This is a genomic window from Methanosphaera sp. DEW79 (assembly GCF_003266085.1).
GTDB classification, from domain to species: Archaea; Methanobacteriota; Methanobacteria; order Methanobacteriales; family Methanobacteriaceae; genus Methanosphaera; species Methanosphaera stadtmanae.
Map to the genome: position 1 here is coordinate 1 of NZ_MUZW01000056.1, position 12,972 is coordinate 12,972.

General features: G+C 28.5%; 12 protein-coding genes. 5 read left to right on the plus strand and 7 right to left on the minus strand.

Annotated features, from left to right (window positions below):
* Positions 1–114: 114 nt before the first annotated feature.
* The 3 genes from BZ132_RS05160 to BZ132_RS05170 all read right to left on the minus strand — a co-directional run bounded on the left by BZ132_RS05160 (position 115) and on the right by BZ132_RS05170 (position 2,613).
* Entirely contained in the window at positions 115–348 is a 234-nt protein-coding gene (locus BZ132_RS05160; protein WP_011406661.1) for a ferredoxin, read from the minus strand.
* 141 nt (positions 349–489) lie between these two features.
* Complete coding sequence (locus BZ132_RS05165) at positions 490–1,458, minus strand: hypothetical protein (RefSeq protein WP_011406662.1); 969 nt, start codon at positions 1,456–1,458, stop codon at positions 490–492.
* Positions 1,459–1,557: 99 nt separating this feature from the next.
* On the minus strand, positions 1,558–2,613 hold the full coding sequence (locus BZ132_RS05170; RefSeq protein WP_011406663.1) for an mRNA surveillance protein pelota: 1,056 nt from the start codon (positions 2,611–2,613) through the stop codon (positions 1,558–1,560).
* 167 nt (positions 2,614–2,780) lie between these two features.
* Between BZ132_RS05170 and BZ132_RS05175 the strand changes: the two genes are divergently transcribed.
* From BZ132_RS05175 to BZ132_RS05190, 4 genes are all read left to right on the plus strand, one after another.
* A complete protein-coding gene (locus tag BZ132_RS05175; protein WP_011406664.1) occupies positions 2,781–3,089 on the plus strand; it encodes a hypothetical protein in 309 nt (102 codons plus the stop codon).
* A gap of 125 nt (positions 3,090–3,214) precedes the next feature.
* On the plus strand, positions 3,215–4,549 hold the full coding sequence (locus tag BZ132_RS05180) for a prephenate dehydrogenase (protein ID WP_011406665.1): 1,335 nt from the start codon (positions 3,215–3,217) through the stop codon (positions 4,547–4,549).
* Positions 4,550–4,949: 400 nt separating this feature from the next.
* Positions 4,950–7,142 (plus strand): CDC48 family AAA ATPase, encoded by a 2,193-nt coding sequence (locus tag BZ132_RS05185; protein ID WP_011406666.1) that lies wholly within the window; start codon positions 4,950–4,952, stop codon positions 7,140–7,142.
* Between the two features lie 172 nt (positions 7,143–7,314).
* Entirely contained in the window at positions 7,315–8,568 is a 1,254-nt protein-coding gene (locus BZ132_RS05190; RefSeq protein WP_011406667.1) for an adenosylhomocysteinase, read from the plus strand.
* Between the two features lie 26 nt (positions 8,569–8,594).
* Here BZ132_RS05190 and fen read toward each other — a convergent pair whose 3' ends face one another.
* Genes fen through galE form a run of 3 tightly spaced genes read right to left on the minus strand, consistent with a single transcriptional unit; the run spans position 8,595 to position 11,583 of the window.
* Positions 8,595–9,581: a flap endonuclease-1 gene (gene fen, locus BZ132_RS05195; RefSeq protein ID WP_011406668.1), complete on the minus strand. Its 987-nt coding sequence runs from the start codon at positions 9,579–9,581 to the stop codon at positions 8,595–8,597.
* Positions 9,582–9,594: 13 nt separating this feature from the next.
* Positions 9,595–10,605 (minus strand): glycosyltransferase family 2 protein, encoded by a 1,011-nt coding sequence (locus BZ132_RS05200; protein ID WP_286940616.1) that lies wholly within the window; start codon positions 10,603–10,605, stop codon positions 9,595–9,597.
* Positions 10,606–10,608: 3 nt separating this feature from the next.
* Complete coding sequence (gene galE / locus BZ132_RS05205; protein ID WP_011406670.1) at positions 10,609–11,583, minus strand: UDP-glucose 4-epimerase GalE; 975 nt, start codon at positions 11,581–11,583, stop codon at positions 10,609–10,611.
* Positions 11,584–11,945: 362 nt separating this feature from the next.
* Between galE and BZ132_RS05210 the strand changes: the two genes are divergently transcribed.
* Positions 11,946–12,308, plus strand: coding sequence for a thermonuclease family protein (locus tag BZ132_RS05210; RefSeq protein ID WP_232048239.1), 363 nt, complete (start codon positions 11,946–11,948; stop codon positions 12,306–12,308).
* Between the two features lie 37 nt (positions 12,309–12,345).
* Here the strand turns inward: BZ132_RS05210 and BZ132_RS05215 are convergent, their stop codons facing one another.
* A complete protein-coding gene (locus tag BZ132_RS05215) occupies positions 12,346–12,816 on the minus strand; it encodes a hypothetical protein (protein ID WP_011406672.1) in 471 nt (156 codons plus the stop codon).
* Positions 12,817–12,972: the final 156 nt, after the last annotated feature.

Consider the following 12,972-nt stretch of genomic DNA (forward strand, 5'->3'; position numbering starts at 1 on the left):
AATAAAATAAAAAGTTTTAAAATAAAAAGAGAAAAATAAATAAAGTTTTACTTTAAAAAGAAAAAATAAAAGTAAAAAAAAATCAAAAACACTACCCAAATTTAGTTTTTAATTTTATACTGGATTACCTTCATTATCATATACTTCAATACATTGACCAGAACAACAATCTGCAGCTTCTTTATATAGTTCAATATCATCAATTTCTAATTCATCAATATCATCGTCTCTTGTAGAACCTACAATTGTTGCAAGATCGTCATCATCAAATGTAAATAAGGTTTCGTCAAGTTCTACACAATTACCACACATTGTACAGTCTTCTCTTTCTAAAATTACTTCATACATTTTATTACAAGTCTCCCTAAAACTATGTATTATAGAGTTAATTTTAATACATACTATATATAAATGTTTTGATTTTTAGTTTAATATAAACTTTAGTAATAGTTGTGTATTTAAGTAAATAAAAAAAGTATAAAAAGAGAATTAGATAAATCCTTCCTCATCAAAAGAAGTATTTCTATCTAAAGTTTCTTTTTTTGAATCATTTGTTTTTATTGGATTGTATACTAATCTTCTCACACCTAATGAAATTAAAAAGGAATTGTTAATATCATATTGTTCTGTTCCTAAAAAAATTCTTCTTAGTAAATCCCCAAGACCACCACCAGTTAAAACATCCATTACATAGTCACCGAAAGTTGGATTTTCAATATGTAGATATGTTTCTAAATAATATTCAAGAGTAGTTTCTCTTAATTTAGCAATTACTATTGCTGTTATTAAGAATAATATTAACATTATTATAAATTCTACTACATAGAATGATGATGGTGCAATGTATTTAGCTATTGATGCTGAAACTAATGCAAGACATATACCTAAAGCTACTCCAAAAGAATGATTTCCTATTTCTCCCATCATAATATATCCAGAATAATCTTGTGAAACATATCCCAAACATATTAATAATAACAATACTGGTAAATAATATGATGGTGAATGAACAATAGCAAGTATTGTAAATGAAATTACAGACATTATTATAACACTAAAACATGCAGTTCCAGGTTGCATATCTGCAATATTAGTAATTTGAACCATTAATGCTACTAGTATAGCTACTGGTCCCATTATATTATAACCTACAATCATGACAATAAGTATTCCAATTCCTCTAAAGAATTGACCTACCTCCATGTATGAACCTAATCTTTTACGTCCTATTATATCATCAATAAATGCAGTGATTCCAATTATTGCTATGAGATAATTAAAAGGAGCTGGGAATAACAGTACCATCACAATAAATGGTGCTATACCTACACCCCTTGGAATTCCACCTCTTATGTCTTCAAATAGATTTCCTTTGATTTTAGAAAATAATACTGTGAATACTATTGTTAAAACCAATGTGAGAAGAAATGCAATTATCCACATTAGATAAATTTTCATAAATTCACCTTGAACCTATTCTATTTTAAAGATATTATATGAGAATAATACTCATTATATATACATATATCTATGTAACAGTATAAATTAATTATTATTTTATATTGGGTATCTTAAAAATGCTGCTAGTGATCCTAATGCCTTTAATTGTTGACCTGCATCGTGTTGACTACTTATTATAGTTACAACACCACCCATATTTTCTACTGTGTTCATAATATTTTGAATATTTTTATCACGTACTAAATCTTCTAATACTAATAATTTTTCTACTGCACCCATATTTGAAGCTGTAATAACTTGTTTTTTTCCATATGTTACAGTATTTGATGATTTACCTATTTGTTCTAGGAGTTTATTTACAAGAGCTGCTTCTTTAGCTATTTTTGCATCCTTGGATAATGATTCTATCAATCCATTTTTTAGAACTTCTTGAATTCCTGCATGACCTCCTGCACCTGTACTTTCAAGTATTACTTTTTTTGCAAGTTTAGGATAATTTTCTTCCAAGTAATTATAATAACCATTTTTTGTAAATCCCGGCCCTATTATTATTAGTTTATCTATGTCTTTTTGTTGAGTTAGTGTTTTTGTGATATCTTCATAATATTCATTTACTTTTTGTGCTCTGTTTTTTTCAATATTCTGTTTACCAGATATATCTCCTATTATTGGACCAATATAATCTATACCATACTGCTTTATAATACCTAATTCTGTTGTATTATCTTCTATTGCAACTATGATTTCATTTGCTCTATTTGATGCTTCTATTGCTTGATTTAATCGTTCTAATGACCATTTATTCCATATTTTTTTTATTCTTATACTGTTGTTTAGTTGTACATTTATTGTATGGTGTGAACCAAGAGGTATTAGATCTTCTGGTCCAGATTCAATTATTCCGGTGAATCTTAACATACCAGTATATTTATGGAAGTTTATTTTTTCTACTCTAATTCCTAGGAAGAATTTCTTTTTTACTCCCCTATCTGCTCTTGTTTTACCACTGTTATTATCTTGAATTCTTCTTGCTGTTAATGTTGAAACATAATCATTAACTTCTACTATGTGGGATAAATGCCATAAATCATCGATAGTTTCAGGTACTACTTCAATTAATCCTTGTTTTTTATCCTGATTTGTTATTCGCATATTATTTCCTTTTATATATTTCTTTAAAAAAAATTATTTTCTAATAATATTTGTATTATTTATAGTTCATAAAACTTAGTAATAATTATATTTAACTAAGTAATACTTTTATATTAGTAAATATAAAAATTAAAATACAAAAAGAAATAGGTGAAAACTTAGATAATATGAATACTGAACAAAAAAAACAATTAATAAAAACAGTAGAACAAACAAGTCCCTGGGAGAGAATACCTACCTCTGTTGAAGGTGTATTTCTTGTAAAAGCCCCTGAACATAAGAATATCCAATCAGTGTTTGTTGAATTAAATCCATCACTTAGAGGACAGCCAATTAAAAAAAGAGGCGTTTATCTAAAAAATAGTAATGAATATGAAGCTTTTCAAGAATTATTTAATAATCAAAAAGTTAAAGAATTATTAGATGTTGTAAGTGAATGTTATGGTAAACAAAGATCTCCACGAATAGAAATATGATTATTTTTCATGTATGACTTCTTTATTAAATTTCATAGATTTAAGTCATACATCTACTTTTTTTAAATAAAATTATAAAGAAAAAACTACAGAGTAGTAGTAATAAATAAATTGAGGATAATGATATGACTTGTGAGAATAATAATATAAATATTACAATTATTGGAGGTTCAAGGGGACTTGGTAAATGGATTGCAAATGAACTTCATAAAGATAATTTTAATGTTAAAATCACAAGTCGTAATAGAAGTTCTGGTGAAAAAATAGCACATAAAATGGGAGTAAAATATGATGATGATAATATTGAAGCAATAGCTGATGCTAATATTATCATATTCAGTGTTCCTATTGAATATATGGTTGATACAATCAAAGAAGTTGCACCATATGCTCCTAAAGATTCATTACTCATGGATGTAACCTCTGTAAAAACTGAACCTGCAGAAGCATTAAGTAAGTATGCTCCAGAAGATACTTATATTCTTCCATGTCATCCAATGTTTGGACCACGTATTCCCTCTCTTGATGGACAAGTTGTTATATTAACACCAATTGAAGATAGATGTAGATTGTGGTATGATAAGATAGTATATTACTTAAAAAATAAAGATGCTAATCTTGTTATAAGTACACCTCAAGAACATGATAAAATCATGAGTGTTGTTCAAGGTTTAACTCATTTTTCCTATATTAGTATCGCTTCAACAATAAGACGTTTAGGAATAAGTGTTAAAAAATCTCGTGAATTTGCAAGTCCAGTATATAGTTTAATGTTAGATATGATAAGTCGTATTGTATCACAAAATCCATACTTATATTATTCTATTCAAAAATCAAATAAACAAACAGCTATTTCTAGAAAGACACTGATTGAAGAGAGTAATAGATTAGCTAAGTTAATTGATGATGATATGGAAGAGGAATTTGTATATGATATGAGTGAATCTGCAAAACATTTAGATGAATTTGAAGAAGCATTAGGTCGTTCAGATAAGGCAATAAGTGTCCTAACCCATGATTTTAATTATATTAAAGAATCTATTGGATGTGAAATAGGTTTTGAACATCAATATTCAAAAAAAATACATATAGGTGTAGTTGAATCTGTAAATGCCACTACTGTTACATTACGTGATTTAAAAAACAATAGAATAACACTTAAAATATCCAATATTAATATATTAACTGAAAATGAGATTTATGAATGGAAGAAAAATAACCTTCCAATACATGAATATGATGTTTCTATTATATTCCCAGATACATGTAGTGAAGACATATTACTTTCAATGTTTAGTCAAATTAAACCTGTTATAGATGTGAATATAAAAGATGTTTATAATGGAAAACAGATAGATGATGGTTTTATGAGTATAACGTTCCATTATAGTGTTTTTAATAGTGAAGAAAGAGAGGTTGTTGAAGAATATCTAAGAGGCATTGGTGGAAAAATTAGATAATAATTCCATTAATTTCTTTTAAAAAAAAATATTTTACTTGTTTTTACTTTGTTAAGTTTGAAAAAATTCTTTTTTAAAGTCTTTTTATAATATAATAATTTTTATATATTTTTAAAATAAGATTACATTGATTTTAGAAGGTTATTTAAAATAATACTTATTTTAAGAATGTTTGTATATTATTTTTAATAAAAAAATAGAATTTTAGTAACCTTTATATACTAAAAGATACATAGTTATTATTACAAAAAGTAAGTAAAAGAAAAAAAACTAATCAATATTTTAGTAACCTTTATATACTAAAATAGATATAATTATTATTACAAAAAGTAATAAAAAAGAAAACAACATTAAATTCATAAAATATATCATATTAAAAAAAATATAAGGAGGTAATACTATGACTGATGAATTAAAATTAAAAGTTGCTGAAGCATTCTCTCAAGGAGATATTGGAAGATCAATAGCAAGAATAGATCCAAAATGTATGGATGAATTAAATCTAAAAGATGGAGACATTATTGAAATTGAAGGAAATAAAATCACTACTGCAACAGTAGTAGAATCAAAATCAGATGTAAGTCTAGGAATTCTAAGAATAGATAGTTATCTTAGAAAAAATGCAGGAACATCCATAGGAGAAGAAGTAACAATCAGACCTGCAACTATAAAAGAAGCTAAAAAAGTTAAATTAGCGCCAGTAGATCAAGAAATTGCAATACAAGGAAATTTAAACTCAGTATTCCTAAATAGAACAGTAAACAAAGGAGACATTATCATAACTGGTGTTAGAAAACAACAACCAAAAACATCAAGTATGATGTTTGACGACCTTATAAATCAAATGATGTCCAATATGGCATCAATTGGTGAAATCAAACTTGCAGTAGTAAATACAAAACCACTGGGTCCTGTAAAAATCACAGAAAATACCCAAATTGAAATGGAAACAAAACCAGTAGACCCTAGTAAGTTCGAAGGAGTTGAAAACCTAATAGATGTATCCTATGAAGATATTGGTGGATTAAAAAATGAAGTTAAAAAAATAAGAGAAATGGTAGAAATTCCACTAAAAAGACCAGAGTTATTCAAACAATTAGGAATTTCAGCACCAAAAGGAGTATTACTCCATGGACCACCTGGAACTGGTAAAACATTACTAGCAAAAGCTGTGGCAAATGAAACAAATGCCCACTTCATAGTAATTAATGGACCAGAAATCATGAGTAAATACGTTGGAGGATCAGAAGAACAATTAAGAGAACTCTTTGAAGAAGCAGAAGAAAACAGTCCTTCCATCATATTCATAGATGAACTAGATGCAATTGCACCAAAAAGAGAAGAAGTATCAGGAGATGTAGAACGTAGAACAGTAGCCCAATTACTAACACTTATGGATGGACTTAAAAGTAGAGGAGAAGTAGTAGTAATTGGAGCAACCAACAGACCTGATGCAATTGATGCAGCATTAAGAAGACCTGGAAGATTTGACAGAGAAATAGAAATTGGAGTTCCAGATAAAGAAGAAAGAAAAGAAATTCTTGAAGTACATACAAGACATATGCCACTTGATGATGATGTAAATCTTGATGAATTAACAGAAGTAACACATGGATTTGTAGGAGCCGACCTTGAAGCACTATGTAAAGAAGCAGCAATGAGAGTTCTAAGAAGAATACTTCCAGAAATACAGACAGACAAAGAAGTACCACAAGAAGTACTTGAAAAAATGGTACTACATAAAAAAGATTTCAAAAATGCACTAAAAGAAATACAACCATCAGCACTAAGAGAAGTACTTGTACAAATACCAGATGTAAATTGGGATGATGTAGGTGGATTAGATGATGCAAAACAAGAACTAAAAGAAGCAATTGAATGGCCACTAAAAAATCCTGAAAAATTCAAAGAATTTGGAATTAACCCACCAAAAGGTGTTCTACTAACTGGAGTTCCAGGAACTGGTAAAACATTACTAGCAAAAGCTGTAGCAAATGAAAGTGATGCTAACTTCATATCTGTAAAAGGACCAGAACTATTATCTAAATGGGTTGGAGATTCTGAAAAAGGAATAAGAGAAGTATTTAGAAAAGCAAGACAAACAGCACCAACAGTAATATTCTTTGATGAAATTGATGCAATAGCATCAACAAGAGGATACTCAGCTGGAGATAGTGGTGTAACACAAAGAGTTGTAAATCAACTTCTTACTGAAATGGATGGAATGGAAGAATTACATGACATATCAGTTATAGCTGCAACTAACCGTAAAGACATTATAGACCCAGCATTACTAAGACCAGGAAGATTTGACAGACATGTTGAAGTAGGTCTTCCAGATGAAGAATCAAGAGAATCAATATTCAAAGTACATACAAAAAATATGCCATTATCAGATGATGTTGACATACACACACTCGCAAAAGAAGCTGAAGGATTTGTAGGAGCAGATATTGAAGCTGTATGCCGTGAAGCTGTAATGTTAACATTAAGAAAAAATCTTGAAGCAAATATTGTACACATGTCTGAATTTGAAGAAGCAATGAAAAAAGTAAAACCAACAAAAGACAGTGAACTTGTTTCATACAACTAAACATCAACAAAATGTAGAAACTTCTAAATTTCTACATTTATTTTTTCATAAACTATTTTTAAAATAAAATTATTAATAATTTAATACAACTTCCTTTATAATCTAAATTAATAATAAGAAATAAGAAGATATAATAATATATTGAATAATATTTTAAAGAGAGATGAAATTAATGACATATGATATTAAGGATATTAATTTAGCTCCAGAAGGAGAAAAGAAAATAAAATGGGTACAAAAACATATGCCTGTTTTAGAAACTATTAAAAAACAATTTGAAGAAGAACAACCATTCAAAGGAATTACAATTGGTTCTTGTCTTCATCTTGAACCTAAAACAATTAATTTAGGATTAACTCTACAAGCAGGTGGGGCAGAAGTTGTAATGACAGGTTGTAATCCATTATCTACCCAAGATGATGCTACAGCAGCTGGTGCAAAACTAGGATTAAATATGTATGGTTGGACTGGTGAAACTAATGAGGAATACTATGAACAACTCAACAAAGTACTAGATTATGAACCAGATATTGTTATAGATGATGGTGCAGATTTAATATTTTTAATCCATAAAGAAAGACCCGAACTTCTTGAAAAACTAAGAGGAGGTTGTGAAGAAACAACAACAGGTATTCATAGATTAAAAGCAATGTATGAAGATAATGCTTTGAAAATGCCTATTATGGCTGTGAATGATTCATACATGAAATACCTCTTTGATAACAGATATGGTACTGGACAATCTACCTTTGATTCAATAATGGGAACAACAAACTCAGTAATTGCAGGACAAACTGTTGTTGTATGTGGTTATGGATGGTGTGGAAGAGGTATTGCCATGAGAGCAGATGGACTTGGAGCAAATGTTATTGTTACAGAAGTTGATCCTATCAGAGCACTTGAAGCTAAAATGGATGGATACAGAGTAATGACAGTTCAAAAAGCACTTGAAGAAGCAGATATTGTTATAACAGCTACTGGTAACAGAGATATCATATCTGGTGATGATTTTAAACATGTGAAAGATGGTTGTATGCTTGCAAATTCTGGACATTTCAATGTGGAAATTAATGAAAATGATCTTGCTAGCCAAGCAATAGGTAGAAATATGTTAAAACCAGATATTGAAGAATTTGTAATGGCTGATGGACGTAGTATTTATTTACTAGCTGGTGGTAGATTAGTTAACCTTGCAGGACAATATGGACAGGGACATCCAGCTGAAATTATGGATTTAAGTTTTGCTATGCAAGCATTATCTGCAAAACGTCTTTTAAATGAAGATATGAAACCAGGTGTTTATAAAACAAGAGATGAAGTAGATATAGAAATAGCTAAATTAAAACTTAAAACAATGGGTGTGGAAATAGATACACTTAGTGATGAACAAGAAAAATATATGAATAGTTGGGATGTTGGTACATAAATATAACATCCTTCACTTTACTTTTTTTAAAACCAATCTTCAAGACTTGACTGTGCTGTTTTTGCTTGTAATTTTTTAATTGCACTTATTGTTCGTCTTTCATCAAAATCATGTTCTCCACATAGAAAATCAAGTAATTGACTTTTTTTTGGACGCTTAAATTCAATAGTATAATTATGAACAACGTTTGGATTTAAAAATATTTCTCTAATTAATTCAGCATCAACCTCCATTGTTTCATTTAATGATTCTAATGCTTTTTCTAATGTACCATATTTATGAATTAATTTAATTCCTTTTTTCGCACCAATACCATATACTCCCTTATTAAAGTCTGTTCCAACAAGCATTGCAACATCAACTAATTGTTCTCTTGTAAGATTCAATTCCTTTAATGTTTTTTCTAGAGAAATTAGTTCTAAATTTTTAGAATTACTTTTAGATAATTTAAGGTTTCTAATCATACGTGTTGCACCAAATTGTAGACAATCATAATCTTGTGATACTACTGCCCATGCATCATTTTGTGAAACCATATAGGAAGCTTGTGCTTCTCCTTCAGTTCTTGCTTGTACATACGGTATTCCCATTAAATCTAATAATTTTTTAGAAGATTTTATAATTTCCTTATTTAGATGTGTTGTTCTTGCAGCATATTTTCTTGCAGCTACTACATCACCAACTTCTTTAGCTTCCAGATATTTCTTTTCAGATTCCTTTTTAATATTTATTCTTTCTTCTTGTGTTTCTTTTTTTAAATCTGGTGCTTTTCCATCGAAAACATACACTGGTTTTATATCCTTTTCAATTAGTGTTGATGTTTGAAACATTATACCATTTAGGTGTGATGTTATATGTCCATTCAGGTCTCGTAGTGGTGTTCCATCAGTTTGTCTCATACTTGATAAGAATTTATAGATTACATTTGAAGCATCAACTGTTAAAATTTTTCCTTCTAATTCTTTCATTTCTATAGGTTCTGGATTTGTAATATCTTTAAATTTTACTCCCATTAACATACCTCCTTTAATTATATAATATTTTCTTTGGCTTTTTATTGTCAAAGTTTGATGTAAATCCATCAATATATGCATTTGTATAGAATGTTATTCGTCTATATTTGTTATCATCAAAGAGTATTATTCCAATGATTGTTAATATGTAATTTTTTATTATTGTTAGATATAATGATATTTTATTTTGAGAATATTTCATTCCAATCCATATTAGATTTCTTTGCATATAATAGTTTATCCATAATTTATCATATGGTCGTCTATCTACAGATATACCTAATACAGTTTTTTTAAATGTTCCTTTAACACTACCTTCTGCATGTTTTATTATACTGTCATTTACTAGTTTAATTTTTCCAACTGTTCTTAAACGAATACAGTATTCTAAATCATCTGTATGTATGAAAAATTCCTTTTTTGGATAACCTATCTTTGATATAGCATTTCTATTAACTAGTAATCCTACAAATGATGCCATGTCAATATCTTTAATAGCTACTTTTGTATCTTCAGGTGTTATTTGTTTTTGAATAGGTAGTCCTTTTTTAAAGTTAAAGTAGCCTCTGTGATGATATAATATGTTGTTATTAAGATCTACCTTTAGACTTGCAAGTGCTACTGTATCATCTAAGTGATAGTATGGTGTTAATTTTTCAAGACATGTTCTTGTTGGAAAGGCATCATCATCCATTATCCATATCCAATCATAATCATCCTCATATGCCATTTTCACACCATGATAGAATCCACCAGCTCCACCAATATTTTCTGGTAAATGAATGTATTTAATTGTTATATTATTCATTGTTTTTTCTGTGGATTCTATAGTTTTAGTATTTTGTGGTGTGTTTTTAATATATCCTTTTTCATAGAGTAATTGTGGTGTGTTATCTGTAGAATTATTATCTACAATGTATATTGCATTGATTTTATGTGTTTGATTTAAAAGTGAATCAATACATTTTAATAGGAGTTGTTTTCTGTTAAAGGTCACAACTACTGCGCATACTGTATCTTTCATAGTTTATTCCTTGTTTAATTTTTGATGCCAATTCCATGCTGTTTCTATTATTTTATCAATATTTACATATTGAGGATCCCATCCAAGTGTGTCTTTTGCTTTTTTGGAACTTCCTATTAGAATTGCTGGATCTCCTTCTCTTCTTTGTGTTTGTGTAACGTTAAAATTCCTTCCTGTTACACGTTTAACAGATTCTATTACTTCTCTTACTGAAAATCCTTGTCCATTACCAAGATTAAATTGATTACTTTGATTGTTTTTATTTAAATATTCAAGAGACAAAATATGTGCATCTGCTAGATCTGTTACATGTATATAATCCCTAATACATGTTCCATCTGGAGTATCATAATCTGTTCCAAAAATTTTTATATCTTCACGTTTTCCCATAGCTGCATCAAGTATTAATGGAATTAAATGTGTTTCTGGATTGTGCCATTCACCAATTATTCCAGATTCATCTGCTCCTGATGCATTGAAATATCTGAGAATAACTGATTTTAGTCCATATGCTGTATCATAATCCTTAAGAATTCTCTCAACCATTAATTTTGTCCAACCATATGGATTTATTGGATTTTGTGGATGATTCTCTGTTAATGGTATTTTTTGAGGTATACCATATGTTGCACATGTTGATGAGAATATGAATTTTTTAACATCATGTTTTAACATTACATTAAGTAGATTCATTGTATTTACCACGTTGTTGTTGTAGTATTTTTCTGGATTTCGTACTGATTCACCTACATCTATAAATGATGAAAAATGCATCACTGCATTAATATCATATTTAGTAAATATGTCATCTACTTCATTGATATTTGCAAGATCACACTTACATAACGTTCCCCATTTAACTGATTCTTCATGTCCATAACTTAAATTATCTAAAATTATTGTTTCATATCCCCTTTCATTTAAAACTTTATTTACATGGGACCCTATGTAACCTGCTCCACCTACAATTAATATCATATTATTACTCCTATTTGATTTAAAAAAAAACATTAAATATATTATATATTACTTTATATAAAATATAATTATAGTATTTTATCATTCTAAGTCTAAAAATACACCAAGCCAATATATTGGGGATTGATTAGACAAGTAATATGCGATATAATTGAAATATTAAATTCATAAAATATGTTAAAACCCACGGGCCGTGGGGGATAGCTCGATTAATCTAAACTACAAAAATAGTTTATTGCCCGAGAAACACAACCATAATAGTTGGGTAGGTCAAGAAAGTGATAAAGATGAAAAAAATAATACCTATATTGATAATTGTAGGATTATTCTTATGTAGTTCCATGGTATATGCTTCTAATAACATGAAAGACATGCCACGACCAGAATTAGATGGTAGTAATGTTACTGGAGAATGTTATAAAGTTATTGATGGAGATACAATCTATGTTTCAGGTCTAGGTAAAGTTAGATTTGTTGGAGTTAATACTCCTGAACGTGGAGAAGAAGGATACTACGAAGCAAAAAACTATGTAAAAGAAAGATGTTTAGGAAAAATGGTTACTATTGATGTGGATGATGCAAAACACTTTGATAAATACAATAGAACATTAGGTGTTGTGTATGTTGATGATAGTAACTTAAATCAAGAATTATTAGAAAAAAATCTTGCAGAAATAATGTACATACCACCATCTGAATTTAATCCATACAGTTGGGCTGTATAACCTTATTTCTTTACTTATTATTTTTTTATAAAAGAGTTTATATAGTATAATATTCACCATCAGCACGTTTTACTTTTTTAAGTAAGTTTTTATTTTCTAGGGAAACAGTTATGTTGTATGTTCTTTTAGGTGATAATTCTAATTCACCATAGAGAAGAGCACCCTCTAATACGTATCTTGGAGCATAACCATTATATTTGGAGATTACATTTTGAATTATTACATATGCATCTTCTTCTGTTTTATTTAGCATGTAACTCTTTAGTGCTGATTTATCTTCAACAACCTTTGTTTCCAAATACAGGTCAATATAATGCACTTCTTTAGCATCTGAATCTAGTTTTATGAAATTTTTTTCTTGAAGAGCTTCTAATAGATCTATTAAACTTGTTTCTGACAGTTCTAATATATCCTTTATCTTATTGTAAGGTATCTTTTCAGGATATTTATCTAAGTTATTTTTAATTAATAAAAGAATTTTATTTTCATTTTTAGTAATTACTTGCAATTACTTTACCCCATATTATTTTTGTTTATATAAAATATAGTTTCTATTTAATAATTATATAATATTTTAGCTCCTTTGATAAGTCATTGTTGACTTAACTGTTGTGATGTTGTTTTTGTATTTTCTGTTGTGTTTATTATTTGTTTTATTAATAAT